This is a genomic window from Enterobacter sp. DSM 30060 (genome assembly GCF_013375955.1).
Classification (GTDB): domain Bacteria; phylum Pseudomonadota; class Gammaproteobacteria; order Enterobacterales; family Enterobacteriaceae; genus Enterobacter; species Enterobacter intestinihominis.
The window spans coordinates 2,074,963-2,100,858 of record NZ_CP056118.1 but is presented as its reverse complement, the minus strand read 5'-3'; the positions used below and the strand labels follow the sequence as shown (position 1 = coordinate 2,100,858).

The following is a 25,896-nucleotide window of genomic DNA, read 5'->3' as shown; positions in this document are numbered from 1 at the left end:
TTCCATCACCCTAACCCTCTCCCCATAGGGGAGAGGGGATAAAAACAAACCAACCTTACCTTTGGAGACTCTGTGATGAATAACGATATTTGTCAGCAGATAGAGAATAGTGCGCACTACAGGGAGCTCGTCGAAAAACGGCAACGGTTTGCCTTTATCCTTTCCATCATCATGCTGGTTATTTACGTCGGCTTTATTCTGCTGATCGCCTTTGCGCCGCAGTGGCTCGGTACGCCGCTGCACGCCGGAACCAGCGTTACGCGCGGCATCCCAATTGGCATTGGCGTTATCGTTATTTCGTTTGTGCTGACAGGTGTGTATGTCTGGCGTGCGAACGGTGAATTCGATCGTCTTAACAGAGAAGTTCTGCGCGAGGTAAAAGCATCATGAAGCGAGTCCTGACGGCGCTTGCCGCCACACTTCCCTTTGCTGCCCATGCGGCAGATGCCCTTACCGGCGAGGTCCAGCGCCAGCCAACCAACTGGCAGGCGATTATCATGTTCCTGATTTTCGTGGTACTAACGCTTTACATCACCTACTGGGCGTCGAAACGCGTGCGCTCCCGTAACGATTACTACACCGCGGGCGGCAACATTACAGGCTTCCAGAACGGGCTGGCGATTGCGGGAGACTTTATGTCTGCCGCCTCGTTCCTCGGGATCTCCGCGCTGGTTTATACCTCGGGGTATGACGGCCTGATCTACTCCCTCGGCTTCCTCGTCGGCTGGCCGATCATTCTGTTCCTGATTGCCGAGCGCCTGCGTAACCTTGGCCGCTACACCTTTGCAGACGTAGCTTCATACCGCCTCAAACAAGGCCCCATCCGCATGCTCTCCGCCTGCGGTTCGCTGGTGGTGGTGGCGCTGTACCTGATTGCCCAGATGGTCGGCGCGGGCAAACTGATCGAGCTGCTGTTCGGTCTGAACTACCACGTCGCGGTGGTGCTGGTAGGCGTGCTGATGGTGATGTACGTCCTGTTCGGCGGCATGCTGGCCACCACCTGGGTACAGATCATCAAAGCGGTACTGCTGCTGTTCGGCGCCAGCTTTATGGCCTTTATGGTAATGAAGCACGTCGGGTTCAGCTTCAATAATCTGTTTACCGAAGCCATGTCAGTGCACCCGAAAGGGGAAGCGATCATGAGCCCGGGCGGGCTGGTGAAAGATCCGATATCCGCGCTCTCGCTCGGTCTCGGCCTGATGTTCGGTACCGCTGGCCTGCCGCATATCCTGATGCGTTTCTTCACGGTGTCTGATGCACGTGAAGCGCGTAAAAGCGTGTTCTACGCCACCGGGTTTATGGGCTACTTCTACATACTGACCTTTATCATCGGCTTTGGCGCGATCATGCTGGTGGGGGCAAACCCGGCGTTTAAAGACGCGGCGGGCGCGCTTATCGGCGGTAACAACATGGCGGCGGTGCATCTGGCCGACGCGGTAGGCGGTAACCTGTTCCTCGGCTTTATCTCTGCCGTGGCCTTCGCCACCATCCTCGCGGTGGTTGCCGGGCTGACGTTGGCTGGTGCGTCTGCGGTATCGCACGATCTCTACGCCAACGTTTTCCGCAAAGGCGCAAGCGAGCGCGATGAGCTGAAAGTCTCCAAAATCACCGTACTGGTGCTGGGCGTCGTCGCCATCCTGCTGGGGATTTTGTTCGAGAAGCAGAACATCGCCTTTATGGTGGGGCTGGCCTTCTCGATTGCGGCAAGCTGTAACTTCCCGATCATTCTGCTCTCCATGTACTGGTCAAAACTGACCACCCGTGGGGCGATGATTGGCGGCTGGCTGGGGCTGCTGACGGCGGTGATTCTGATGATCCTCGGCCCGACCATCTGGGTGCAGATCCTCGGTCACGAAAGCGCTATCTTCCCGTATGAATACCCGGCGCTGTTCTCCATTGCCGTGGCGTTTATCGGGATCTGGTTCTTCTCAGCGACCGACAACTCGCCGGAGGGTAACCTGGAGCGTGAGAAATTCCGCGCCCAGTTTATCCGCTCGCAAACCGGCCTGGGTGTTGAGCAGGGCCGCGCGCACTAAACCTTTTCTCCCCGGTCGCTCTGGCCGGGGAACTTAAAACATCACCCACGCCACCAGCGGCGCGATTAATACCATTGTCACGCCCGAGAGCATCATCACCAGGCTTGCAACAACGCCTTCCTGCTGTCCCAGCTCATACGAACGTGCCGTCCCCGCCCCGTGCGACGCCGCGCCAAACCCCGCCCCTTTCGCCATCCCTTCGCGAATGGAAAGGCGCAGAAACAGCACATCCCCCACTGCCATGCCGAACACGCCGGTCACCACCACAAACAGCGCCACCAGATCCGGCTGTCCGCCGAGCGGTTTAGCCGCCGCCAGCGCGAACGGTGTGGTCACCGAGCGTACCGCCAGGCTGCGCTGGATTTCATCAGACAGGGTAAACAGCCGCGCCAGCCAGACCGAGCTGCACACCGCCACTACCGTCGCGGTGACGACTCCCGCGCTGAGCGACATCCAGTGGCGTTTAATAATTGCCAGGTTGTCATACACCGGCACCGCAAAGGCGATAGTCGCCGGGCCGAGCAGCCACAGCAGCCAGTGGGATTCACCAATGTAGTTCTGCCAGGAGATATGGCCGAAGACCAGCATCAGCACCAGCAGGATCGGCGTAAAGACCAGCGGCATCAGCGGCAGCGTGCGAAAGCGGCGATACAGGCGCTTGTTGGCAAAGTAAATGACGACTGTCGCAATCAGGCATAGCACGCTTATCTGAAAGTTAGTCATGCTTCTGCCTGCTGATTTCAAAGCGATACACTTTATCCACCACCCAGGCGGTGGCGCCCAGCACCATCAGCGTGCTCAGGGCGATAACCGCAAAGATGCGCCAGCCGTCGACCATCAGCAGTTGCGCATAATTCACCACCGCCACCACGGCCGGAACGAAGAACAGCAGCATCTCCGCCAGCAGCCAGCGCGCACCGGCCCGCACCCAGCTAAGGGGTAACGCGCGACAGAGGATCAACGTCAGCATCAGCACCATTCCCACCAGGTTGGCGGGTAAAGGCAGGTTCAGCCAGTCGACAAGATATTCAGCAAAAACAAACAGTCCCGCGTAGAGCAGTACCTGAACCGGTACCTGGAGTCGTTGAACAACGGCAGGAGTAACACGGCTTAACGCCACGGCCATGGGGGTTTTCCTCAGAAATGAGACGAGGCGCCAGTATAGTGAGCGTACGGTATCGACTGAAATGAATTAAAATCATCGAAGGTATAGTTTCGAGGAATAATCATGGACATAAGAACGCTGCGCTATTTTGTCGAGGTGGTTCGCCAGCAAAGTTTTACCCGCGCAGCGGAGAAGTTATTCGTAACCCAGCCTACCATCAGTAAGATGCTGAAAAACCTCGAAGATGAGCTGAACTGTACCCTGCTGATCCGCGACGGGCGCAAGCTGCTGCTGACCGATACCGGTCGCGTGGTGTTCGAGCGCGGGCTGGCAATTCTGGCGGAGTTCCGCCAGCTGGAGGCCGAGCTTGGGGACATCAACCACCTGACAAAAGGGCTGCTGCGGCTCGGCATTCCGCCGATGGTCGGCATGATGATGGCCGGGCCGATTAGCCTGTTTCGCCAGCGCTATCCCGGCGTTGAGCTAAAAATCTCTGAGTTTGGCGGCCTGACCGTGCAGCAGGCGGTGATGAACGGTGAACTGGACGTGGCCATGACGGCCCTTCCCGTAGAGGAGGAAAGCGGCCTGGCGACGCTGCCGCTGTTCAGCCACCCGCTGTGCGTGCTGGTGCCGCGCTCCGGCGACTGGCTGAAGATTGAATCAGTAAAACCCGAGCTGCTCGGCGAACACCCGCTGCTGATTTACAACGAAGATTTCGCCTTAAGCCGCCAGCTGATGGCGCTGTTCAACCAGCACAACGTAAAGCCGCGCATTGCGGTGCGCAGCGGCCAGTGGGATTTTCTGGCAGCGATGGTACAGGCGGGCGTGGGGATAGCCATTCTGCCGCAGCCGATCTGCGAGCGGCTGGATAAAAACACGCTGCGCTGGATCCCGCTGGAGAGCGATCTGCACTGGCAGTTAGGGATGATCTGGCGTGAAGGGGTGTATCTGTCGCACAGCGCACAGGCGTGGTTGCAATGCTGTGAGGGGTTTTGGGTACCCTCACCCTAACCCTCTCCCATAGGGCTGAGGGATCCCCAGTAATTTTTTTATGCAGAAGCAATAAAGTTGCTTTCTAAATGACTGAGGGCTGTCAGCGATGCCCTGGTCCGGCTGTAAATCGCTGAGGCGTTTGCCTTCCGGCCGGGGCGAGGCGCAGGGATGCGCCGAGAGGGCGGCTTTACAGGGACGTTGCCTCCGCCCGTACCCGATAAGCCGGAAGGAATAAGCCGAGGGCACCGCGAAGCGGCGATTTACCGCCGGGAGCCCGGGTCGCCAGGGTGGTGGCGACTGAGCCACCCTGGCACGTTCACCGGTCATGTCGTTACAGAGTAGCAAGGAACATAAAGTGAACGGAATGACCACCACCGCCGTATGTTCCCCTCACCCTAACCCTCTCCCCGGAGGGGCGAGGGGATTGCTCAGTGCTCGCATTAATTTGTGGGGAACCCTCAGCCCATAGGGAGAGGGAACCGATCGAGCACGTAGGCCCGGTAAGCGCAGCGCCACCGGGCAATTACAGCGCTACTGATTCTCTATCAACAACGCTTCCAGCAGATCCAGATCGTGCAGCAGCTTTTGCAGCGTCTCGTTGCTGATCTGCCGCGTCGCGCGCAGGTGATACAGCTCGGCACGCTCGGAGCGCAGCGCCGCCAGGCGGAAACGGCGCTCGAGGTTCTCTTCCTGCAACGAACTTTCCACGTCGTTACGTCCGTCAGCACGGCGACGCAAATTACCGATCACGCGTGAACTGACTTCCTTCAGCAGCTGGTTATCAATGTTCTCTTCGGCATCGGCGGCCAGACGCTCCTCCATCTTCTCGATGGCGACAATCGCTACTTCCGCCGTCGCCGCACGGGCAATCCGCTCTTCCTTATGCTGCTGCGAGGTGTCACCCGCATCAATATGCTGCAGCAGAATCGGCAGCATAATTACGCCGACAAACAGGGAGAAGAGGATCACGCCCGCCGCCAGGAACACCAGCTCGTAGCGCGCCGGGAAGACGTCGCCCGTCGGCAGAAGCAGAGGAATGGAGAGCACACCAGCAAGGGTGATCGCCCCGCGAACGCCCGCGAAAGAGGCAATCAGCAGCTCGCGCGTGGTCCAGGAGCCGAACTCCATCGGCTTTTTGGTCAGGAAGCGAACGCTGAACTTCTTCATCGTCCACAGCCAGCCGAAACGCACCAGCATTAGCGAAAGGTAGATGAGTACGATATCGGTAAACAGCATCCAGACTTCAACGTTTGGATCCGCTTCGGCCGCGATCAGCGAAGATTCCATAATGCCCGGCAGTTGCAGGCCCAACAGCAGGAACACCATGCCGTTAAAGACAAACTCGAGCATCGCCCAGGTACTGTTCGCGCGCAGACGCATCGCCAGCGGCGCCCGGCGCATCACGCCGGAACGGGTGATGGTCATCCCCGCGGCTACCGCCGCCAGAATGCCCGACACGCCGATATGTTCGGCAATCAGGTAAGAGGCGAACGGCAGCAGGAACAGCAGGACGATCTGCGTCGCCGGTTCATCGCCGCCCCAGCGGCTGAGGAAGCGCAGCGAACGACCGTACAGCCAGCTTACAACAAAGCCTGCGAGGATACCGCCAATCGCCACCTTGAAGAATTCGAGGGTTGCACCGCCGACGGTAAAGACCATGGTGCCCATGGCTACCGCCACGGCAAACTTCAGGGCGACCAGGCCGGAAGCGTCGTTCATCAGCGCCTCGCCCTGCAAAATGCCCATGATTTTCTTAGGAATGCGCCCTTCGCCCACAATGCCGGACAGCGCCACGGCGTCGGTCGGCGACAGCACGGCAGCCAGCGCAAAGGCGGGTATAAGCGGGATCCCCGGTACGGCCCAGTAGATCAGGAAACCAATCCCGACCACGGTAACGACCACCAGCGCCAGCGCCAGACCGAAGATCTCTCGCCCGTGCTCAAGAAATTCGCGCGTCGGCGTTTTCCAGCCATCGGCAAACAGCAGCGGCGGGATAAACAGCACGAGGAACAGTTCCGGATCGAACTCCACGTGCAGACCGAACGTCGGCCACGCCAGCAGCGCGCCGATAGCTATTTGCATTAAAGGCAGGGGGACCTGGAAGGGCAGTACGCGTGTAACCACCCCGGATAATGAGACCACAAGGGTCATGATGAGTATTGTGAAGAAAATTTCCATGCGTTCCCTGTTTGCTGTGTTTCTTTTCAAGCCAAACCTGAGGCGTCGTGCCTCTTATTCTATCCTCTCCAGAGTAACGTAAAAGACAACGGGATGAGTCCTGAAAATAAAAACGGGCGGCCTGAGCCACCCGTTTTCGCATCAATGGATAACTTAAATTGCCCAGCCGCCCGCGTAGAACGCCACCAGCGCAACGGCGATGACAACGGTACCGATGTTCAGCTTGCGCCACTCACCGGAGACCAGACGCCCAATCACCAGCGAGGCGAAACCGATCATAATGCCGGTCACGATGTTACAGGTCAGCACGATAAAGACCGCGGTGATCAGGCCGGACATGGCATCAACAAAGTCAGCAAAGTCGATTTTCGCCACGTTGCTCAGCATCAGCAGGCCAACGTACATCAGCGCAGGTGCGGTCGCGTAAGCTGGCACCAGATAAGAGAGCGGAGAGAGGAACAGGATCAGCAGGAACAGTACGCCAACGGTAATAGCCGTCAGGCCGGTTTTGCCGCCTGCCGCCGTACCCGCTGCGGACTCAATGTACACTGCCGCTGGCGCTGCACCCACCAGGCCAGAGAAAACGCTGCTCAGGGAGTCGGTGGTCAGCGCTTTGCCGCCGTCAATGATCTGGCCGTCTTTGTCCAGCAGGTTAGCCTGCCCCGCCACCGCGCGGATGGTCCCGGTGGCGTCAAACACCGCGGTCATTACCAGCGCCAGCACGCTTGGCAGGATCACCGGGTTCAGCGCGCCCACAATATCCAGGCTGCCAATCAGGGAGTTACCGTTGTCATCGCTCAGCGACGGCATGGCGAAAATCCCGGAGAAATGAACGGACGGGTCGAAAATCAGGCCGACGATGGACACGCCGATAATGGTCAGCAGAATGCCGCCCGGCACTTTCAGTTTTTCCAGGCCAATGATCACCGCCAGACCCACCAGCGACATAATTACCGGGAAGCTCGCGAAGTTACCCAGCGCAACCGGCAGGCCGTCCAGCGGGTTCTTGATGACCAGACCCACGCCGTTGGCGGCAATCAGCAGCAGGAACAGGCCGATGCCGATACCGGTGCCGTGCGCCACGCCCTGCGGCAGGTTGCGCAAAATCCAGCTACGGATGCCGGTAGCAGAGATCACGGTGAACAGAACACCCATCAGGAACACCGCGCCGAGCGCTACGGGGACGCTGATATGCTGGCCCAGCACCAGGCTGAAGGCGGTAAACGCGGTCAGGGAGATGGCGCACCCGATCGCCAGCGGCAGGTTCGCCCACAGGCCCATCACAATCGAACCCACACCCGCAACCAGGCAGGTGGCAACGAAGACCGCCGCTGGCGGGAAGCCCGCTTTGCCGAGCATGCCCGGCACCACGATGACGGAGTACACCATCGCCAGAAACGTCGTCAGACCGGCAACAACTTCCTGGCGCACGGTGCTGCCGCGAGCAGAAATTTTAAACATGGCGTCAAGTGAACCGCCGGTACGCGCAGATGGCGTAGACATAGAAAACATCCCCTGAAAATTTTTATTGAAAGTCCGTAAGCGTGGTGGAGACTCCACTGCCAGCGAAACGTCAAATCCTTGTGCTGCGTTTGCGACGAAAGGGGCGTCACAAAAAAAGCAAACGTTTAGCTCCGCGCTTACAAAACGGGTGGTCAAATGTAGGCAAACGATTATCTAGCCTAATACCCGCCCTTTTCAACTGAACTTTCTCGTTTTTCGCTAAAATTGCCTCATGACGATGAAGAATTAAGCAGAGGATGCGCAAACGTTATCGTCCATGCGCAATTTCGTTACATTTCATCCCCCGCCGGGTATTGTCAGCGGGCCGCCTTTCGCAAGCGTTGTCTGCCAGCCCGGACGTGCCTCCACTCTCTGTTTCCACGCCGCTATGTGGTCGAGATTGTCGATGCCGCCTCTCGCCAGCAGGGCAAAGAGGGGAAAACTCATCTGGATATCAGCCATGCTCAGCGTATCGCCGGCAAACCAGCTGTTTTCGGCAAGATGATCGTTAATAAAGCGCGCATGCGTTTCCAGCTGGCGGTTGAGATACGCTTTTTGCACCCCCTGCCCCAGCGCCTTACCCAGCGTGCGCAGGCCAAACGGGACGGGGGGTTTGCCGAGGCTGTTAAATACCAGCTTCATTAACAGCAGCGGCATCAAAGATCCTTCGGCGTAATGCAGCCAGAAGCGATACTGCACTTTATGGGCGGGATCTAACGGTTTGAATCGTGACGCCGAATCGTACGTTTCCTGAAGATATTCCAGAATCGCGCCTGATTCAGCCAGAACCAGTCCGTTATCTTCCAGTACCGGGGATTTTCCCAGCGGATGCACTTTTTTGAGCGCTTCTGGTGCGAGCATGGTTTTTTCGCGCTGGTAGCGCACAATCTCATATGTCAGACCCAGCTCTTCCAGCGCCCAGAGGACGCGATGGGAACGAGACTGGTTAAGGTGGTGGACCGTTAGCATGATGTTCTCCGGTGATTCATACTTTTTAACTATAGAAAACTGAACAACTTCACGAAAAAAATTCGGCTAAAATCTCATCATCTCCGGTGGCAAAAACGGCGGCCGGGCATAGAATTAAAGTGTCAGTACAAACCGGAACCTCCTCCACAAGCTCGACACGAGGAGTACTGATGTCGGGGGAAACCCTCCCGTGAGCCAGCGGGATAGAGAGAAAGACAAAGACCGGAAAAAACTAAAGCGCCCTTAGTGGCGCTTTAGTTCTTTATGCTTGTTGCCGGGTGGCGGCTGCGCCTTACCCGGCAAACACCTTTCAATCCTCCTCCAGCAACCGCGCCCCCGTCCCCTGCTCGCCCAACCTGTCACCCGGGTTACGCAGCGGACAATCACTACGTGATAAACACCCGCAACCAATGCAGCCATCCAGTTCATCGCGCAGGGCCACCAGCGTGTGAATACGACGATCCAGTTCTTCTCGCCACTGGGACGACAGCTGCTTCCACTCTTTCGCGCTCAGCGAGTGTCCTTCCGGCAATACGCCGAACGCGTCGCCGATGGTAGCCAGGGGGATGCCGATACGTTGCGCAATTTTGATAATCGCCACGTAGCGGAGCACATCGCGGGTATAGCGCCGCTGGTTTCCGGCGTTACGGATACTTTTTATTAACCCTTTGCTTTCATAGAAGTGGAGCGCCGACACCGCCACGCCGCTTCGTTTCGCCACTTCACCGGGGGTTAACAGCGCTTTGATGCGCGGTAATCTCTTTTCCATAAAACCTCTTTACCTCAAGTTAACTTGAGGAATTATACTCCCCCGCAGAGAAAACGACGAATCAACCAGGACAGATGTCTCCACAGAGGGGTAACCTTATGTCGCATCAGCAAATTATTCAGACGCTTATTGAATGGATTGATGAACATATCGACCAGCCGTTGAACATTGATGTGGTCGCTAAGAAGTCGGGCTATTCGAAATGGTATTTACAGAGAATGTTCCGCACCGTAATGCATCAAACGCTGGGTGACTACATTCGCCAGCGCAGGCTCCTGCTGGCGGCGCAGGCGTTACGCTCAACGCAGCGGCCCATTTTTGATATCGCAATGGATCTGGGCTATGTGTCGCAGCAGACCTTTTCCCGCGTCTTCCGCCGCGAGTTTGACCGTACGCCGAGCGACTACCGCCATCAGCTCAATTAATGCGTGTTAACGCAAGGGTTGCTGCTGCCAGGCCATAAATGCCTGGGGCGGCATCGCTTTCGCGAAGTGCCATCCCTGACAATACTGCACGCCACGCTTCAGCAGCCAGCTCACCTGCTCCCCCGTCTCGACTCCTTCCGCAATGGTTTTCAGCCGCAGGCTTTGCGCCATCTCAATGATGTGCTCGGCAATCAGGTGGCTGGTACTGTTGGTGGTTAAGGTATCGATAAAAGATTTGTCGATTTTCAGGATATCGACGTTCAGCGAATAGAGGTTATGCAGGTTAGAGTAGCCGGTTCCGAAATCATCAATCGCCACTTCATACCCCGCCTGGCGAAACGCCTGAATGACCGGCGTGGTTTTCGGCACGTCAATAAACCCCCGCTCCGTCACCTCAATTTTTATTTGCTGCGCGCGAACCGAGTAAAAGCGGGCTTTGTCGGAGATCAGGGCGATAAGACGCGAAGAGTGAAAATCTGACGCCGACAGGTTAATCGAGACATACAGATCGGGGTGAGCGGCAAGAAAATGGCCCAGATCGGTGAACACCTCCTCCACGACGTAATCCGTAATGCGCTCAATCATCCCCTCTTTTTCGGCCAGGGGAATAAATTCCGCCGGGCTCATAACCTGACCGTTGAATCCTGGCCAGCGCAACAACGCCTCTGCTCCCACGCACTGGTTATTTTTTATATCAATAATGGGCTGATAATGGACGCACAGCTGGCGTTTATTCAGCGCCCGGTGCAGAAGTCGGCCAGGCGAATTGAATTCACGGTGTGTTCGCGACCACACCAGCAAAATAATAATGCTGCAAATCATCCCCAGCGGTAGCGTCAGAGTAGCCTGATGATAAAGCGTTTTATAAAAACGGGCATTGGAGGTTGAAACGATGGCCGCAATGGGCCTCTGCTCTGATTTTACAATCGTATAAAAACGGTCATCTTTCTGAAAAGTCGTTTCCTGATGTCGGAGCATCGAATGCAATAAAGAAATACTGGCTTTCTGACTCACAGAAAAGAATGCATTGCTGACGGTGTCATACACTCCCCACGACAGGGAACGATCGTCTGACATCACCTCACTGTACGAAAGCGGGTTGACCACTGCGACATAATTTCCGCGCTGCATATATATCATTTTATAACCATTAAAAAATGGCGTATCGCGAAAATAATAGATAGCAACGTCGGGTTTACGTGTGTAATTGGCAGCGGGGATGATGTAAGGATGATCCGGCGTAAAAAGGGTCGAGCAGAGAAAGTCCTGGCCTTCAGCATAAATTAAATCGGCAACAAAAAGGCGACCGCGGGAAACGTTCAACATATATTGACGATGCTCCGGCGTACACACTTTACCCTGATATTTTTCTGCGTCTTCCCGGGCCATATCAACCTGTTGAATAACCCGTTCAGTTTTGTTTAAAGCAAGTTCAGCAAACGTGCGCAGCTGAGCGCTGATTTCCGACACGGCTCTAAGCTGGGCAAACCATAGCGCAAGCATCACCGGCAGCATAACTACCATGATAATCCCGACCGCTTTGAGCATTTTGCGCCGCGCGCTACGATTCATTTCCCGCTCTGTATCCCTGCATGTTGTACGCCTGTAGCAATGAAGACCGGCTGCTTTGATAAACAGGTGATTACGTTGCATGAATCATGGGAAGTTAGCAACTGACTTTTGGTATTAAAAATCCTAAAATTCGTGATGCCGATAATATTTTCCCGTAAGCCAAACTAAAAGTATTCATTTCGTTTCTGATAAGGATAATAATTACCCGCGACATGTGTGGAAAATTTGTTGGCTGAAATAGCCTGCTCTTTGTTCTTATGCTGATTTATAAATAATCAGACGCCAGAACCGTTTTTCCTCTTCCCGTACGCTTGGCGTCATATAATGCCTGATCGGCACGCATCAGTATGGCAGAAGTATCCCGTTGCCCCTGACAGACTTCAACCACCCCGGCGCTGAAAGAGAGTACCAGCGTTTTATCGCCCACACGCAGCGGTTTTGAGATCAGCGCGGCACGCAGCCGGGAAGAGAGCAACGTAGCGGCCATACCATCCGTACGCGCCAGCAGAAGAACAAACTCTTCGCCTCCTACCCGTCCCAGTGCCGACCCGGCCGGGCTCACTTCGCGAATACGGTCGCAAAAGTGAATCAATGCCGCATCGCCAACCTGATGTCCCCACCGATCGTTGATCTGCTTGAAATAATCGAGATCGAACATCAGGAGACAGAAGTGGCTACTGACATCCTGCGGCGAACTGGCAGCCAGCGCCATTTTGAGCCGCTGTAAAATTGTCGAGCGATTCAGACAGCCCGTCAGATCGTCCGTGGTGGCTTTGACGGTCAGCTGCTGTTCTGCTTTTTTACGTTCGGTGATATCGAGGCCAATATTGAGAATGGAGTTATCCGGTAAAAGGATGTTTGACCAGAGGATGGTTAACGGCGTCCCGTCTTTACGCACCGGGTGCCATTCGTACATATCCTTAAGTGGTGCGAAACGAACCGACTCCTGCACGCGCTGTCGCTCCTCGGGATCCGGGTAAAACAGGGCCAGCGGATCGGGGTGCTCGCCGATTTCAGTCATACTCCAGCCAAAGACTTTTTCGCATTCGGCGTTCCACAATACACACCGGTTATGTCTGTCAAAGGCGTTCATCAATACCGGAGCACGTTCAAATAAAGTTTTATATTGCGTGACGACGCGCTGCATCTCTTGCGCTGTTTTTTCCCTCACGATGATGTCATCAAAATAATCTTTTAGCTTCTCGACCAATACCACCACGATATTTTTCAATATCGGCAACGAGGTCAGTTTTTCATTAAAAGCCAAAAAGAAATAACCACTGCACTGTCTGCCATGCGCTGAGAGTTTACACAGCACGCCGCTTTGCAGCCGCGCATAGCCCGGGTGCTGAGGGGAAAATACCGCCCGGCCAATATGCTCTTTCCAGTAGATAACGCGCCAGGCGCGGTGATGCCGCTGCAACAGGGTGCTGGCAAGAAAATCCGCCACGTTGAAGGCGTGACACGTCACGTCGCCGGCACAAACCACGCGCGGCCCGTCTGCGGATTCGACACTGACCCACGAGAGATTTGCCCCCAGTGCGCTGTTGATGATTTCCAGCATTTCAACCGGCGAACACTGCGCGTTGAGTTGTGGCATCAGCTTCGCCAGGGCGTGCAGAGCCTGCATGCTGTCGTTAATAATCTCGCGTCTTTTTTCTTTCATTATCTTTTCGCAGGTCATTAATCGAGAGAGCAACCGCAATAACTCATATCTGAATAAAAGAATAAGACCACGAAATCAAAGAGTATGCTGAGTGTTAAAAAAGAATAAAAATCCAAAAAAAACCAAATAATTCAATGTGATGAATTATTTTTGCGGGTACATTTATTGTTCCACACAAGCATAATCCATAGACATACTGCTGTAAACGCTATACAGCCGAGGGTGTTTTGCAAAGGTTTTGCTATCTGAATGAATTAAAAATAAAAATTCCGGCTAAGCGCCGATCTGGGCGAGTACGATATATTTTCCCCGGTTATAAACCCACTTTTACCTCATACGATACTGGCGAATAAAACAGCAAATGTGATATAGTTCACACATCTTATGTAACGAGAAACATTGTTTCATTCCAGTTCGTCTGTTTTGTCGAGGATGGGTTTTATGGCAACCATTACCACCAGCATGGTGCTCCTGCGCTGGCCGTTGTTGAGCGCGGTTTTGATGTTCCTGGCCAGCACGTTAAACATTCAGTTCCGAAAGTCCGACTACGCAGGTCTTGCTGTGATTAGCACCCTGTTAGGGTTGGGTGCCGCATGCTGGTTCGCGACAGGTTTGCTCGGCATTACGCTGGTGGATATGGCCGCCGTCTGGGAAAACATTAAAGTGGTGATGGTTGAAGCCATGAGCCACACTCCGCCAGACTGGCCGATGGTGATTACCTGATAGCCTGTTATAAAAAACCCAGACATTGTCTGGGTTTTTTGTGTTTCACGCGTCTGGATATCAGAACGGGATATCGTCGTCGAAGTCCATTGGCGGTTCGTTAGACGGTGCCGGAGCAGACTGCTGCTGCGGACGAGACTGCGCGCCGCCGCTAAACTGATTGCCGCCCTGAGGCTGCTGAGGCTGACCCCAACCGCCCTGCTGCTGGCCGCCACCTGCCGGTGCGCCACCGCCCTGACGACCACCCAGCATCTGCATGGTGCCGCCTACGTTGACCACCACTTCCGTGGTGTATTTTTCCTGACCGGATTGATCGGTCCATTTGCGGGTACGCAGCTGGCCTTCGATATAGACCTGAGAACCCTTACGCAGATACTCACCGGCCACTTCAGCCAGTTTGCCAAACAGCACAACGCGGTGCCATTCGGTCTGCTCTTTCATTTCACCGGTCGCTTTATCACGCCAGGATTCGGAAGTAGCCAGCGTAATGTTGGCAACTGCGCCACCACTCGGCATGTAGCGTACTTCCGGGTCCTGGCCCAGATTACCGACGAGAATCACCTTGTTTACGCCTCTGCTGGCCATGTTCGTGTCTCCTGAATACGTTTCTTAATAGTGTAAACGCGCGAGTGTACCATTTCCATACGACACTTTGATAGTTGCGTAGCATGTTCCAGAGTTCTCTCGCGGACTCGACATTGTTACACAGTGAATCAGAAAATGCATTCCAATACTGTATATTCAAACAGGTCATTTTGTGTCATAATTAGCCGTTTCTGACAGCCGTTTGTCCTTCAAACAAATCAGGCAATCCGTGTTCCAACCGGGAAAGGTGAATGGATAAGATCGAAGTTCGGGGCGCCCGCACCCACAATCTCAAGAATATCAACCTCATAATCCCTCGCGACAAACTCATCGTCGTGACCGGGCTTTCGGGGTCTGGCAAATCCTCACTGGCTTTCGACACTTTGTATGCCGAAGGACAGCGTCGTTACGTTGAATCGCTCTCGGCGTACGCGCGTCAGTTCCTGTCGCTGATGGAAAAACCGGATGTCGACCACATTGAAGGGTTGTCTCCTGCTATCTCCATTGAGCAGAAATCCACATCGCATAACCCGCGTTCTACGGTCGGTACCATTACCGAAATCCATGACTACCTGCGTCTGCTGTATGCGCGCGTGGGCGAGCCGCGTTGTCCGGATCATGACGTTCCGCTGGCGGCCCAGACCGTCAGCCAGATGGTGGATAACGTGCTGTCTCAGCCGGAAGGCAAACGCCTGATGCTGCTGGCGCCAATCATTAAAGAGCGTAAGGGTGAACACACCAAAACGCTGGAAAACCTGGCAAGCCAGGGCTATATCCGCGCCCGTATCGATGGCGAAGTGTGTGACCTGTCCGATCCGCCAAAGCTGGAGCTGCAAAAGAAACACACCATCGAAGTGGTGATTGACCGCTTTAAGGTACGTGAAGATCTGGCGACGCGTCTGGCGGAATCCTTTGAAACGGCGCTGGAACTGTCGGGCGGCACGGCGGTGGTGTCAGACATGGACGATGCGAAAGCGGAAGAGCTGCTCTTCTCCGCCAACTTCGCCTGCCCGATTTGCGGCTACAGCATGCGCGAGCTGGAACCGCGCCTGTTCTCGTTCAACAACCCAGCGGGCGCGTGCCCGACCTGTGACGGCCTCGGCGTTCAGCAATATTTCGACCCGGACCGCGTGATCCAGAACCCGGAGCTGTCGCTGGCGGGTGGCGCCATTCGCGGCTGGGATAAGCGTAATTTTTACTACTTCCAGATGCTGAAATCGCTGGCAGAGCACTATAAGTTCGACGTTGAAGCCCCGTGGGCCAGCCTGAGCGCGAACGTACATAAAGTGATCCTGTTCGGTTCCGGCAAAGAGAACATCGAGTTCAAGTACATGAACGATCGCGGTGACACTTCCGTGCGTCGCCACCCGTTTGAAGGGGTGCTGCACAACATGGAGCGCCGCTACAAAGAGACCGAATCCAGCGCGGTGCGCGAGGAGCTGGCGAAGTTCATCAGCAACCGCTCCTGCGCCACCTGCGAGGGTACACGTCTGCGTCGCGAAGCGCGTCACGTGTTTGTCGAAAACACGGCGCTGCCGACCATCTCAGACATGAGCATCGGCCACGCGATGGACTTCTTCAACAACCTGAAGCTCTCCGGCCAGCGCGCGAAAATCGCCGAAAAAGTGCTGAAAGAGATCGGCGATCGCCTCAAGTTCCTCGTGAACGTCGGCCTGAACTACCTGACGCTTTCCCGATCGGCTGAAACGCTCTCCGGCGGTGAAGCCCAGCGTATCCGTCTGGCGAGCCAGATTGGCGCGGGCTTAGTCGGCGTGATGTACGTACTGGATGAGCCGTCTATCGGCCTGCACCAGCGCGACAACGAACGCCTGCTCGGCACGCTGGTTCACCTGCGTAACCTTGGCAACACGGTGATTGTGGTTGAGCACGACGAAGACGCCATTCGCGCCGCAGACCACGTGATCGACATCGGCCCGGGCGCTGGCGTGCACGGCGGACAGGTGGTGGCAGAAGGGACGCTGAAAGACATTATGGCGGTGCCCGAGTCGCTGACCGGCCAGTACATGAGCGGCAAGCGCAAAATTGAAGTGCCAAAACAACGCGTGGCGGCGAACCCGGAAAAAGTGCTGAAGCTAACCGGGGCGCGCGGCAACAACCTGAAAGACGTGACCCTGACGCTGCCTGTCGGGCTGTTTACCTGCATCACCGGCGTGTCCGGTTCCGGTAAATCGACGCTGATCAACGATACACTGTTCCCGATTGCGCAGACGGCGCTGAACGGCGCGACGCTGGCCGAGCCTGCACCGTACCGCGACATTCAGGGGCTGGAGCATTTCGACAAGGTTATCGATATCGATCAGAGCCCGATTGGCCGCACCCCACGTTCCAACCCGGCGACCTATACTGGCGTCTTTACGCCCGTCCGTGAACTCTTCGCGGGTGTACCGGAAGCGCGTTCGCGCGGCTACACGCCAGGACGTTTCAGCTTTAACGTGCGCGGCGGCCGCTGTGAAGCGTGCCAGGGCGACGGCGTAATCAAGGTTGAGATGCACTTCCTGCCGGATATCTACGTGCCGTGCGACCAGTGTAAAGGCAAGCGCTATAACCGCGAAACGCTGGAGATTAAGTACAAAGGCAAGACCATCCACGAAGTGCTGGATATGACCATCGAAGAGGCGCGCGAGTTCTTTGACGCCGTCCCTGCGCTGGCGCGTAAGCTGCAAACCCTGATGGATGTGGGTCTGACCTATATTCGTCTGGGGCAGTCAGCGACAACGCTGTCCGGCGGTGAAGCGCAGCGCGTGAAGCTGGCGCGTGAGCTGTCCAAACGCGGTACCGGTCAGACGCTGTACATTCTGGACGAGCCGACCACCGGCCTGCATTTTGCGGATATCCAGCAGCTGCTGGACGTGCTGCACCAGCTGCGCGATCAGGGCAACACCATCGTGGTAATTGAGCACAACCTGGACGTGATTAAAACCGCGGACTGGATTGTCGATCTCGGCCCGGAAGGCGGCAGCGGCGGCGGTGAAATCCTCGTCTCCGGTACGCCAGAGACCGTTGCAGAGTGCGAAGCCTCGCACACCGCGCGCTTCCTCAAACCGTTGCTGTAATCGTTACACGGAGAGCTGCTGTCGGATCGTTTCCGGCAGCAGTTCTACCGCCTGTTGATACGACGCATCTACCAGGTAGTAAATTTGCGAATCTGGCAGCGAGCCGTCGAGAAACACCGTACTCCAGTGTGCTTTATTCAGATGCTTGCTTGGCCTGACATCATCGTGCTGCTGGCGCAGTAAGTCGGCCAGTTCAGGACTGGTTTTCAGCGATGCCGCAGGACGTCCCTCCACCTCTTTTACCATCGCGAACAACACATCACCCACTTTTATCTGCGTGGCTTTCCAGTCGCTGTGAACGCTCTGTTCTGCGCCCGGCTTGCTCATGCAGTACTGAAGTATCTCCGAAATTGTCATCTTTATTCCCCTTGTAGCGTTGCGATAATTTTACGCGAACCACCGTGAATGCGATGTTCTCCCAGCCAGATCCCCTGCCACGTTCCCAGCAGCAGCCGTCCGTTGTGGACCGGCAGCATCAACGAGACCCCCAGCAAAGAGGATTTGATGTGCGAAGGCATATCATCCGCCCCCTCGTAATCATGGTCATACGGGGCGTTATCCGGGACGGTTTTCAGAAAATGCCGCTCCATGTCAGACCGGACGGTGGGATCGCAATTTTCATTGAGCGTGAGAGAAGCAGACGTGTGCTGAAGCAGCAGATGCAGCAAACCCGTTTTGACGCGCGGCAGGTCGCGGATTTGCCCGATGACTTCGTCCGTCACCAGGTGAAATCCGCGTGGTTTTGCGCTTAAGGTCAGGGTCTGTTGATACCACATGTGCTGCTCCGTGTTGAAAGATGAATCTTTCTAAGTGTGCAGCAAGAAAGCGAAAGGTAAAACCCGCGCGGCGAGATTTGCTTAAAAAAGCATTCACCCCGCCGTTAATGCATCAGTATTCGGAGTTAACGATCACCTCTTCGCCAAATTTACCGGCCATTGGCAGCGGCCGGTAGGTAGAGTTCGAGGCGCGTAACACCCGGATGCCTCTTGCTCCCACGTCGTGCGCCGCGGTGATGTCGTTATCTGAATCACCGTAGAACACCTTGATATTTTTCTTTTCCAGCCACTGGGTTTTGGTGTTTTGCCCTTCCTGGTCCCCGGCAAAAATGACCGGATTCATGCTGGCCGCCGGGATCAGAAAATCATCCTGTAGCGTTTTCGAGACGGTTTCGGTTTTGGTCTGGCTACGTCCTGTCACGAAGTAAATGCTGTCGCCGCGCTTTACGTGCATGGCGATCAGCGCGCGGGCAACCTCTTTCGGGATACTGAACTCATCCCAGCCGTTGTTCATCTTTTCCCAGAATTCCGGGTTTTTCAGATAGGCTTCGCTGTCCGGGGAGTACGTTTTTTTGCCGCGCCAGAAACCGGGGCTGGAGAAGAGAACGGTATCGTCAATATCGAAGCCCACGGCCATCGGCGGGCGACCCGTCAGGCTGTTTTCGATTTGTGCCACTGAAACCCAATGAATGGGGGCCTGTTCGGCAAGAATGGCGGCGGTGGTTCCGGTGTAAAGCGGCGTGGGTGCAGAAGCCCGCGCAACAACGGTACTATTAAGCGAGAACAATAAGCAGGCGGCGCTGAGCGCCAGTGTGATCTTGCGCATGTTTTCCCCTGAATATTCAGTTTGTTATCTTTTTATTTTGAGCGGATGGTCAAAAACTATCCGACCATAACCCCAGCGGGAGGGGAAGAAAAGGAGTTTTTGCTTATGAAGCTGAATAAAAAGAAGACGATCACAAAGCGCAGAAGAAACGTGTAGACCCGGTAAGCGAAGCGCCGCCGGACAATGACTGGCACCGGCGCGAACAAAAAAGCCGGGTGGCGGCTGCGCCTTACCCGGCCTACATATAGCATGCAAGTAAGTGAATACTTACATTACGGATGCAAACGCCTGCGCCACGCGCTGGACGTTGCCGGCATTCAGCCCCGCCACACACATACGGCCGCTGGCGATCAGGTAGACACCGAACTCTTCGCGCAGGCGATCGACCTGCGCTGCGCTCAGTCCGGTATAGCTGAACATCCCGCGCTGCTTGAGAAGATAATCAAAGTTATGTCCAGGCACGGCCTCTTTCAGAACGTTAACCAGCTCCTGACGCATCGACAGGATGCGCTTACGCATGCCTTCCACTTCCGCAAGCCAGGTGGCTTTCAGCTGATCATCGCCCAGTACGGTCGCGACCACCTGCGCACCAAAGTTCGGCGGGCTGGAGTAAATACGGCGGACCGTCGCTTTCAACTGACCGAGTACGCGTCCCGCGGCTTCGGCGTCTTCACACACCACGGACAGACCGCCGACGCGCTCGCCGTAGAGGGAGAAGATTTTTGAGAAAGAGTTGCTGACCAGCGCAGGCAGACCCGCGCTGGCAATCGCGCGAATGGCGTAGGCGTCCTCCTCCATGCCCGCCCCAAAGCCCTGATAGGCGATGTCGAGGAACGGGATCAGGTTACGCGCCTTCAGTACCTCGATCACCGCATCCCACTGGGCATTGGTGAGGTCCGCACCGGTCGGGTTATGGCAGCACGGATGCAGCAATACGATACTGCGCTCCGGCAGAGTGTTCAGTTTTTCCAGCAGCGCATCAACGCGTACGCCGTTGGTTTCGCTGTCGAACCATGGATAGGTCGCAACCTTAAAGCCCGCGCCTTCAAAGATGGCCACGTGGTTTTCCCACGTCGGGTCGCTGACCCACACGCCGGAATCCGGGAAGTACTTTTTCAGGAAATCTGCGCCTACCTTCAGCGCACCCGAGCCACCCAGCGTCTGGATAGTCGCCACGCGCTTTTGCGCGAGCACCGCGTGATCCGCACCAAACAGCAGCGGCGCAATGGTATTACGGTAGGTATTTAACCCTTCCATCGGCAGATAAAGCGAAGCCCCGTGCGGGGTTGCGTTAAGACGCGCTTCGGCTTCGGCAACGGCTTTCAGTTGAGGAATGATGCCGTCCTCGTTGTAATAAAGACCGATGCTGAGGTTCACTTTGTCGCTGCGAGGATCTTCTTTGAAACGCTCCATCAAGGAGAGGATAGGGTCGCCGGCGTAGGCGTCTACTTTCTGAAACACGCGATGTTCTCCGGATTGTTATGAGGCAGGATTTTCAACAATAAACCGGAAGCAGGAGAAGATCGAGGGGATGTTAACAGAAGCGGGATGCACCGCATCCCGCTCATGTTTAGTCGACGTATTTCATCGCGACCCTTGAGGTAAGGCGCGTGATAAGTTCGTAAGCACTCACTTTTGTTATTTCAGCAATACGCTCTACCGGCAGGCCTTCGCCCCACATCACCGCATCGTCCCCCGCTTTATCCTGCGCGTCGGGTCCCAGATCGACACAAATCATGTCCATCGCCACACGGCCGACAATCTTCACTTCGCGACCATTGACCAGTACCGGCGTACCCGTTGGCGCGGCGCGCGGATAGCCGTCGCCGTAGCCCATCGCTACCACGCCAAGCCGCGTGTCGCGCTCACTGGTCCAGGTGCCGCCGTAACCTACCGGCTCCCCTGCTTTGTGCTCACGCACGGCAATCAGCTTTGAAACCAGCGACATCACCGGCTTAAAGCCGAAGTCCGGTCCCCAGGGTTTGTTCTCAAGCGGGGAAACGCCATACAGGATAATCCCCGGACGCGCCCAGTCGAAGTGCGACTGCGGCCACAGCAGAAGGCCGCCGGACGCCGCAATGGAGCGCATCCCCGGTTTGCCTTCGCAGAAGGTGGTGAAGATATCAAGCTGCTGTTCCGTTGCGCCGCATTCAGGCTCATCGGCGCGGGCAAAGTGGCTGACGATATTCACCGGTTGACGCACGTTCTTGCACTGGCACAGCCGCTGATAAAACGCTTCGGCATTCTCCGGGCGCACGCCCAGGCGGTGCATGCCCGTGTCGAGCTTCATCCACACGGTGACCGGCTCGCTCAGTTCGGCCGTTTCCAGCGCGGCCAGCTGTTCTTCGTTATGCACCGCCGTGTGCAGGTGCTGATCGGCAATGGTCGGCAGGTCCGAGGCTTCAAAAAAGCCTTCGAGGAGCAGAATCGGTTGCGTAATTCCACCTGCGCGCAGGCGGAGAGCTTCTTCGAGACGGGCGACGCCAAAAGCGTCGGCATCGGGGAGCGTTCGCGCGGTCTCAAGAAGACCGTGTCCGTAAGCGTTCGCTTTCACGACTGCAACGAGCTTACTGGCGGGCGCCAGTTCTCGCAGACGTTGCAGGTTGTGTCGCAGAGCGCGGCGGTTAATCACAACAGTTGCCGCTTGCATTTGAATTCCTTAGAAATTACTCATCATCATATTGAGGACCGGCATAGTTGTCGAAACGCGACCACTGGCCGTTAAAGGTCAGACGTACCGTACCGATGGGGCCGTTACGTTGCTTACCGATAATAATTTCGGCGATCCCTTTCAGATCGCTGTTCTCGTGATAAACCTCATCACGGTAGATGAACATGATTAAGTCGGCATCCTGCTCGATGGAGCCGGATTCACGCAGGTCGGAGTTGACCGGGCGCTTGTCTGCACGTTGTTCCAGAGAACGGTTTAGCTGCGACAGCGCCACCACCGGCACGTGCAGCTCTTTGGCTAACGCTTTGAGCGAGCGGGAAATTTCGGCAATCTCCAGCGTACGGTTGTCGGAAAGCGACGGAACGCGCATCAGCTGAAGGTAGTCAATCATGATAAGGCCGATACCACCGTGTTCACGGGCGATACGGCGCGCGCGGGAGCGCACTTCCGTCGGCGTCAGGCCGGAGGAGTCATCAATATAGATGTTCCGTTTTTCCAGCAAAATCCCCATGGTGCCGGAGATCCGCGCCCAGTCCTCATCGTCGAGCTGACCGGTACGGATGCGGGTCTGATCCACACGCGACAGGGATGCCAGAGAACGCATCATGATCTGTTCTGAGGGCATCTCAAGACTGAAGATAAGAACCGGTTTATCCTGCAACATCGCCGCGTTTTCGACGAGGTTCATCGCAAATGTCGTTTTACCCATCGACGGACGCGCCGCGACGATAATCAAATCCGATGGCTGAAGACCTGCCGTTTTCTTGTTGAGATCGTCATAACCGGTGTTCACCCCCGTCACGCCATCGTGCGGCTGCTGGAAAAGCTGCTCAATACGCGCAACGGTGGCGTCGAGCACATCGGCGATGTTTTTCGGGCCTTCGTCTTTGTTCGCACGGCTTTCGGCGATTTTAAAGACGCGGGACTCGGCAAGATCAAGTAGATCTTCGCTGGTGCGCCCCTGGGGATCGAAACCGGCCTCGGCGATCTCATTCGCCACCGAGATCATCTCGCGGACAACGGCACGTTCACGGACGATATCAGCGTAAGCGCTGATGTTCGCGGCACTTGGCGTGTTTTTTGACAGTTCTGCCAGATAGGCAAATCCGCCGACGCTGTCGAGCTGTCCCAGACGCTCCAGCGATTCTGCGAGCGTAATCAGGTCGATTGGGCTGCCCGACTCCTGCAAACGCGCCATTTCCGTAAAGATGTGGCGGTGCGGGCGGGTATAGAAGTCTTCCGCAACAACGCGCTCGGCGACGTCGTCCCAGCGTTCATTATCCAGCATTAAACCGCCCAACACCGACTGTTCCGCTTCAATCGAGTGCGGCGGGACTTTTAACCCGGCGACCTGATAATCACGTTCACGGGGTTCAGTCTGTTTGTTGAAGGGTTTGTTTCCTGCCATAGTGAATGGAGTTACCGAGATAAAGAGTGGGTCGAAAGATTACCATAATTTTCTAACGGAGGGAGCATGGCAACACGCATTGAGTTCCAGAAACATGGCGGGCCAGACGTACTGCAAGCCGTGGAGTTTACCCCCACGGCACCTGGCGAGAACGAAATCCAGGTTGAAAACAAAGCGATCGGCATTAACTACATCGATACCTATATTCGCGGCGGTCTCTATCCGCCTCCGTCGATGCCGAGCGGACTGGGCACCGAGGCGGCCGGTATCGTCAGCAAAGTGGGCAGCGCGGTTAAGCACATTAAGGAAGGCGATCGCGTGGTGTACGCGCAGTCGGCGCTGGGCGCTTACAGCTCCATCCATAACGTTCCGGCCGAGAAAGCGGCGCTTTTGCCAAATGCGATCGGCTTCGAGCAGGCTGCCGCCTCATTCCTGAAAGGGCTGACGGTCTATTATCTGCTGCGCAAAACCTACGAAATTAAGCCTGACGAGCAATTCCTGTTTCACGCAGCCGCAGGTGGCGTAGGGCTGATTGCCTGCCAGTGGGCGAAAGCCCTGGGGGCGAAGCTGATCGGCACCACAGGCAGCGCGCAAAAAGCGCAGCGCGCGCTGGACGCGGGCGCATGGCAGGTGATCAACTACCGGGAAGAGAGCATCGTTGAGCGGCTGAAAGAGATCACTGGCGGCAAAAAGGTACGCGTGGTGTATGACTCGGTGGGGAAAGACACCTGGGAATCTTCGCTGGACTGCCTGCAACGTCGCGGGCTGATGGTGAGCTTCGGTAACGCCTCCGGGGCTGTCACCGGCGTGAACCTGGGCATTCTGAATCAGAAAGGGTCGCTGTATGTCACCCGCCCTTCCCTGCAAGGTTACATCACTAATCGGGAAGAACTTGAGGAAGCCAGCAACGAGCTGTTCTCGCTGATCGCCAGCGGGGTGATCAAAGTGGATGTGGCAGAAGCGCAGAAATATCCGCTGACCGATGCGCAACGTGCGCATGAGGTGCTGGAGAGCCGGGCAACCCAGGGCTCAAGTCTGTTAATTCCCTGAGCCATAAAAAGAAATTGGGCTTCCCATGGGAAGCCCTTTCTTTTTTTTAGTTCGGCTGTATGTAGGGTACAGCTCGATGAATTCTTTAGCGGCAGCCATAGTGACAGATTCGATAAGTAAATCCTATTCTGTTCTAAAGATTGCTGCCGGAAAAGTTGCAGGTATGTGACGTACCCCTCAATACCTTAGTAACGGAAGCGGTTATTACGCTGATAAGTCGGCAGTTTTGGTGATTTAATCGCCCGTATGGCCCATACCACCGCAATCGCCAGAAGTAACCACGGCAAGAGCTTAATCGTCAGGGCAAATAATCCGCCGACAAACATCACCACCGTGGCCACAACGAGCGCGGCCAGAATACCGAGCAGCGACACGCCCGTGACCATCAGCATGATAAAGAAGCCAATCACAAAAAGTAGTTCCAGCATGGTGCTCTCCCACGAGTTCCCGAATGATGCTGCGATCATTACAAGAATCATGCCAAAAATAAGTTGTTGTTCTGAAAGTAAAACGCCCCGCAATGTGTTGCAGGGCGTGGCGTATTTGACCATCTTTTAGCGAAATTTAACGTTTATCCGCAACCAGACGCAGCGCGTGTTCCAGTACCTCAATATCCGCACCGGCTTTATGCGCGTTCTCGCTGAGATAACGACGCCACTGGCGCGCACCAGGAATGCCCTGGAACAGGCCAAGCATATGGCGGGTAATGTGGCCCAGATACGTACCATGACTCAGCTCGCGCTCAATGTACGGATACATGGCGCGCACTACGGCCACGGGATCGGTGTCAGCACCCTCAACGCCAAAGATTTCCCGGTCAACCGTCGCCAGAATGCCCGGATTCTGATACGCCTCGCGTCCGACCATCACGCCATCCATATGTTCGAGGTGCGCTTTGGCCTCGTCCAGCGACTTAATACCGCCATTGATCGACATGGTCAGGTGTTGGAAGTCGCGTTTCAGCTGGTACACGCGCGGGTAGTCCAGCGGCGGGATCTCGCGGTTTTCTTTCGGGCTGAGGCCTGAGAGCCAGGCTTTACGGGCGTGGATGATAAACATCTCGCATTCACCCTTCCCTGATACCGTGTTGATGAAATCACACAGAAACTCATAGCTATCCTGGTCGTCTATGCCGATACGGGTTTTGACCGTGACCGGGATAGAGACGACGTCGCGCATCGCTTTGATGCAGTCCGCCACCAGGTGCGCATTTCCCATCAGACACGCGCCGAACATGCCGTTTTGCACACGGTCGGACGGACAACCGACGTTGAGGTTAATCTCGTCATAGCCGCGTTCTTCGGCCAGCTTCGCGCACTGCGCCAGCGCAGCCGGATCGCTGCCACCGAGTTGCAGCGCAACCGGATGCTCCTCTTCGCTGTACGCCAGATAGTCGCCTTTGCCGTGAATAATTGCGCCGGTAGTGACCATTTCGGTGTATAGCAGCGTATGGCGGGAGAGCTGACGCAGGAAATAGCGGCAATGTCTGTCCGTCCAGTCGAGCATTGGCGCAATGGAAAAACGGTGTGCAGGGAAAGCGGTCTGGAATTCTGACGACATGGCGAAC

Annotated in this window: 24 protein-coding genes; 7 read left to right on the top strand and 17 right to left on the bottom strand. The window is 55.9% G+C overall.

The genetic code is table 11. The features are described from left to right. Positions 1–75: 75 nt before the first annotated feature. Both HWQ15_RS09985 and actP read left to right on the top strand, forming a co-directional pair. Positions 76–390 (top strand): DUF485 domain-containing protein, encoded by a 315-nt coding sequence (locus tag HWQ15_RS09985; protein ID WP_022646763.1) that lies wholly within the window; start codon positions 76–78, stop codon positions 388–390. After that, a complete protein-coding gene (gene actP, locus HWQ15_RS09980; RefSeq protein ID WP_023299099.1) occupies positions 387–2,036 on the top strand; it encodes a cation/acetate symporter ActP in 1,650 nt (549 codons plus the stop codon). The genes HWQ15_RS09985 and actP overlap by 4 nt, the downstream gene beginning before the upstream one ends. 33 nt (positions 2,037–2,069) lie before the next feature. On the opposite strand, the gene HWQ15_RS09975 is transcribed toward actP, so the two are convergent. After that, a complete protein-coding gene (locus HWQ15_RS09975) occupies positions 2,070–2,759 on the bottom strand; it encodes an LrgB family protein (RefSeq protein WP_022646761.1) in 690 nt (229 codons plus the stop codon). Beyond that, on the bottom strand, positions 2,752–3,162 hold the full coding sequence (locus HWQ15_RS09970; RefSeq protein WP_022646760.1) for a CidA/LrgA family protein: 411 nt from the start codon (positions 3,160–3,162) through the stop codon (positions 2,752–2,754). The genes HWQ15_RS09975 and HWQ15_RS09970 overlap by 8 nt, the downstream gene beginning before the upstream one ends. A 102-nt stretch (positions 3,163–3,264) precedes the next feature. Here HWQ15_RS09970 and HWQ15_RS09965 point away from each other — a divergent pair, with 102 nt between their 5' ends. Continuing rightward, positions 3,265–4,152: a LysR family transcriptional regulator gene (locus HWQ15_RS09965; protein WP_022646759.1), complete on the top strand. Its 888-nt coding sequence runs from the start codon at positions 3,265–3,267 to the stop codon at positions 4,150–4,152. Positions 4,153–4,665: 513 nt separating this feature from the next. Here HWQ15_RS09965 and HWQ15_RS09960 read toward each other — a convergent pair. The 4 genes from HWQ15_RS09960 to soxR all read right to left on the bottom strand — a co-directional run bounded on the left by HWQ15_RS09960 (position 4,666) and on the right by soxR (position 9,553). Continuing rightward, a complete protein-coding gene (locus tag HWQ15_RS09960; protein WP_022646758.1) occupies positions 4,666–6,312 on the bottom strand; it encodes a Na+/H+ antiporter in 1,647 nt (548 codons plus the stop codon). A gap of 153 nt (positions 6,313–6,465) precedes the next feature. Beyond that, positions 6,466–7,815 carry a guanine/hypoxanthine transporter GhxP gene (gene ghxP, locus HWQ15_RS09955; RefSeq protein WP_022646757.1) on the bottom strand — a complete coding sequence of 450 codons (1,350 nt, stop codon included), beginning with the start codon at positions 7,813–7,815 and terminating at the stop codon, positions 6,466–6,468. Positions 7,816–8,112: 297 nt separating this feature from the next. Then, positions 8,113–8,784 (bottom strand): glutathione S-transferase family protein, encoded by a 672-nt coding sequence (locus HWQ15_RS09950; RefSeq protein ID WP_063149606.1) that lies wholly within the window; start codon positions 8,782–8,784, stop codon positions 8,113–8,115. A gap of 310 nt (positions 8,785–9,094) precedes the next feature. Further along, complete coding sequence (gene soxR / locus HWQ15_RS09945) at positions 9,095–9,553, bottom strand: redox-sensitive transcriptional activator SoxR (RefSeq protein WP_003860275.1); 459 nt, start codon at positions 9,551–9,553, stop codon at positions 9,095–9,097. Between the two features lie 98 nt (positions 9,554–9,651). Between soxR and soxS the strand changes: the two genes are divergently transcribed. Continuing rightward, complete coding sequence (soxS, locus tag HWQ15_RS09940; protein WP_003860277.1) at positions 9,652–9,978, top strand: superoxide response transcriptional regulator SoxS; 327 nt, start codon at positions 9,652–9,654, stop codon at positions 9,976–9,978. Between the two features lie 6 nt (positions 9,979–9,984). Here the strand turns inward: soxS and HWQ15_RS09935 are convergent, their stop codons facing one another. Both HWQ15_RS09935 and HWQ15_RS09930 read right to left on the bottom strand, forming a co-directional pair. Continuing rightward, positions 9,985–11,550: an EAL domain-containing protein gene (locus HWQ15_RS09935; RefSeq protein ID WP_063149605.1), complete on the bottom strand. Its 1,566-nt coding sequence runs from the start codon at positions 11,548–11,550 to the stop codon at positions 9,985–9,987. A gap of 265 nt (positions 11,551–11,815) precedes the next feature. Further along, on the bottom strand, positions 11,816–13,216 hold the full coding sequence (locus HWQ15_RS09930; RefSeq protein ID WP_032621426.1) for a sensor domain-containing diguanylate cyclase: 1,401 nt from the start codon (positions 13,214–13,216) through the stop codon (positions 11,816–11,818). A gap of 441 nt (positions 13,217–13,657) precedes the next feature. Between HWQ15_RS09930 and HWQ15_RS09925 the strand changes: the two genes are divergently transcribed. Then, positions 13,658–13,939: a YjcB family protein gene (locus HWQ15_RS09925; protein WP_022646751.1), complete on the top strand. Its 282-nt coding sequence runs from the start codon at positions 13,658–13,660 to the stop codon at positions 13,937–13,939. A gap of 60 nt (positions 13,940–13,999) precedes the next feature. Here the strand turns inward: HWQ15_RS09925 and ssb1 are convergent, their stop codons facing one another. Continuing rightward, positions 14,000–14,524, bottom strand: coding sequence for a single-stranded DNA-binding protein SSB1 (ssb1, locus tag HWQ15_RS09920; protein WP_003860284.1), 525 nt, complete (start codon positions 14,522–14,524; stop codon positions 14,000–14,002). Positions 14,525–14,775: 251 nt separating this feature from the next. Between ssb1 and uvrA the strand changes: the two genes are divergently transcribed. Then, the gene (uvrA, locus tag HWQ15_RS09915) at positions 14,776–17,598 is read left to right on the top strand and encodes an excinuclease ABC subunit UvrA (RefSeq protein ID WP_003860287.1); all 2,823 of its coding nucleotides are present in this window, start codon (positions 14,776–14,778) and stop codon (positions 17,596–17,598) included. A gap of 3 nt (positions 17,599–17,601) precedes the next feature. Here uvrA and HWQ15_RS09910 read toward each other — a convergent pair whose 3' ends face one another. From HWQ15_RS09910 to dnaB, 6 genes are all read right to left on the bottom strand, one after another. Then, complete coding sequence (locus tag HWQ15_RS09910; protein ID WP_006810472.1) at positions 17,602–17,955, bottom strand: MmcQ/YjbR family DNA-binding protein; 354 nt, start codon at positions 17,953–17,955, stop codon at positions 17,602–17,604. A 2-nt stretch (positions 17,956–17,957) separates the two neighbouring features. Further along, positions 17,958–18,374: a secondary thiamine-phosphate synthase enzyme YjbQ gene (locus tag HWQ15_RS09905; RefSeq protein ID WP_023299095.1), complete on the bottom strand. Its 417-nt coding sequence runs from the start codon at positions 18,372–18,374 to the stop codon at positions 17,958–17,960. A 112-nt stretch (positions 18,375–18,486) separates the two neighbouring features. Beyond that, on the bottom strand, positions 18,487–19,200 hold the full coding sequence (gene aphA / locus HWQ15_RS09900; RefSeq protein ID WP_003860292.1) for an acid phosphatase AphA: 714 nt from the start codon (positions 19,198–19,200) through the stop codon (positions 18,487–18,489). Between the two features lie 267 nt (positions 19,201–19,467). Next, positions 19,468–20,661: an aromatic amino acid transaminase gene (gene tyrB / locus HWQ15_RS09895; protein WP_023305262.1), complete on the bottom strand. Its 1,194-nt coding sequence runs from the start codon at positions 20,659–20,661 to the stop codon at positions 19,468–19,470. A gap of 109 nt (positions 20,662–20,770) precedes the next feature. Further along, positions 20,771–21,850 (bottom strand): alanine racemase, encoded by a 1,080-nt coding sequence (alr, locus tag HWQ15_RS09890; RefSeq protein WP_032627027.1) that lies wholly within the window; start codon positions 21,848–21,850, stop codon positions 20,771–20,773. 16 nt (positions 21,851–21,866) lie between these two features. Further along, on the bottom strand, positions 21,867–23,279 hold the full coding sequence (dnaB, locus tag HWQ15_RS09885; RefSeq protein WP_003860298.1) for a replicative DNA helicase: 1,413 nt from the start codon (positions 23,277–23,279) through the stop codon (positions 21,867–21,869). Between the two features lie 66 nt (positions 23,280–23,345). Between dnaB and HWQ15_RS09880 the strand changes: the two genes are divergently transcribed. Continuing rightward, positions 23,346–24,329, top strand: a complete 984-nt coding sequence (locus HWQ15_RS09880; protein ID WP_022646744.1) for a quinone oxidoreductase — start codon at positions 23,346–23,348, stop codon at positions 24,327–24,329. A gap of 185 nt (positions 24,330–24,514) precedes the next feature. Here the strand turns inward: HWQ15_RS09880 and pspG are convergent, their stop codons facing one another. Together pspG and dusA are read right to left on the bottom strand one after the other, a co-directional pair. Then, entirely contained in the window at positions 24,515–24,757 is a 243-nt protein-coding gene (gene pspG / locus HWQ15_RS09875; protein WP_017382623.1) for an envelope stress response protein PspG, read from the bottom strand. A 136-nt stretch (positions 24,758–24,893) separates the two neighbouring features. After that, a complete protein-coding gene (dusA, locus tag HWQ15_RS09870) occupies positions 24,894–25,889 on the bottom strand; it encodes a tRNA dihydrouridine(20/20a) synthase DusA (RefSeq protein WP_063149604.1) in 996 nt (331 codons plus the stop codon). Between the last annotated feature and the right edge of the window lie 7 nt (positions 25,890–25,896).

What these genes read in the sequence shown, in the direction of transcription:
- HWQ15_RS09985 (WP_022646763.1), top strand. Translation starts at nt 76, where the DNA reads ATGAATAACGATATTTGTCAGCAGATAGAGAATAGTGCGCACTACAGG.
- actP (WP_023299099.1), top strand. Translation starts at nt 387, where the DNA reads ATGAAGCGAGTCCTGACGGCGCTTGCCGCCACACTTCCCTTTGCTGCC.
- HWQ15_RS09975 (WP_022646761.1), bottom strand. Translation starts at nt 2,759, where the DNA reads ATGACTAACTTTCAGATAAGCGTGCTATGCCTGATTGCGACAGTCGTC.
- HWQ15_RS09970 (WP_022646760.1), bottom strand. Translation starts at nt 3,162, where the DNA reads ATGGCCGTGGCGTTAAGCCGTGTTACTCCTGCCGTTGTTCAACGACTC.
- HWQ15_RS09965 (WP_022646759.1), top strand. Translation starts at nt 3,265, where the DNA reads ATGGACATAAGAACGCTGCGCTATTTTGTCGAGGTGGTTCGCCAGCAA.
- HWQ15_RS09960 (WP_022646758.1), bottom strand. Translation starts at nt 6,312, where the DNA reads ATGGAAATTTTCTTCACAATACTCATCATGACCCTTGTGGTCTCATTA.
- ghxP (WP_022646757.1), bottom strand. Translation starts at nt 7,815, where the DNA reads ATGTCTACGCCATCTGCGCGTACCGGCGGTTCACTTGACGCCATGTTT.
- HWQ15_RS09950 (WP_063149606.1), bottom strand. Translation starts at nt 8,784, where the DNA reads ATGCTAACGGTCCACCACCTTAACCAGTCTCGTTCCCATCGCGTCCTC.
- soxR (WP_003860275.1), bottom strand. Translation starts at nt 9,553, where the DNA reads ATGGAAAAGAGATTACCGCGCATCAAAGCGCTGTTAACCCCCGGTGAA.
- soxS (WP_003860277.1), top strand. Translation starts at nt 9,652, where the DNA reads ATGTCGCATCAGCAAATTATTCAGACGCTTATTGAATGGATTGATGAA.
- HWQ15_RS09935 (WP_063149605.1), bottom strand. Translation starts at nt 11,550, where the DNA reads ATGAATCGTAGCGCGCGGCGCAAAATGCTCAAAGCGGTCGGGATTATC.
- HWQ15_RS09930 (WP_032621426.1), bottom strand. Translation starts at nt 13,216, where the DNA reads ATGAAAGAAAAAAGACGCGAGATTATTAACGACAGCATGCAGGCTCTG.
- HWQ15_RS09925 (WP_022646751.1), top strand. Translation starts at nt 13,658, where the DNA reads ATGGCAACCATTACCACCAGCATGGTGCTCCTGCGCTGGCCGTTGTTG.
- ssb1 (WP_003860284.1), bottom strand. Translation starts at nt 14,524, where the DNA reads ATGGCCAGCAGAGGCGTAAACAAGGTGATTCTCGTCGGTAATCTGGGC.
- uvrA (WP_003860287.1), top strand. Translation starts at nt 14,776, where the DNA reads ATGGATAAGATCGAAGTTCGGGGCGCCCGCACCCACAATCTCAAGAAT.
- HWQ15_RS09910 (WP_006810472.1), bottom strand. Translation starts at nt 17,955, where the DNA reads ATGACAATTTCGGAGATACTTCAGTACTGCATGAGCAAGCCGGGCGCA.
- HWQ15_RS09905 (WP_023299095.1), bottom strand. Translation starts at nt 18,374, where the DNA reads ATGTGGTATCAACAGACCCTGACCTTAAGCGCAAAACCACGCGGATTT.
- aphA (WP_003860292.1), bottom strand. Translation starts at nt 19,200, where the DNA reads ATGCGCAAGATCACACTGGCGCTCAGCGCCGCCTGCTTATTGTTCTCG.
- alr (WP_032627027.1), bottom strand. Translation starts at nt 21,850, where the DNA reads ATGCAAGCGGCAACTGTTGTGATTAACCGCCGCGCTCTGCGACACAAC.
- dnaB (WP_003860298.1), bottom strand. Translation starts at nt 23,279, where the DNA reads ATGGCAGGAAACAAACCCTTCAACAAACAGACTGAACCCCGTGAACGT.
- HWQ15_RS09880 (WP_022646744.1), top strand. Translation starts at nt 23,346, where the DNA reads ATGGCAACACGCATTGAGTTCCAGAAACATGGCGGGCCAGACGTACTG.
- pspG (WP_017382623.1), bottom strand. Translation starts at nt 24,757, where the DNA reads ATGCTGGAACTACTTTTTGTGATTGGCTTCTTTATCATGCTGATGGTC.
- dusA (WP_063149604.1), bottom strand. Translation starts at nt 25,889, where the DNA reads ATGTCGTCAGAATTCCAGACCGCTTTCCCTGCACACCGTTTTTCCATT.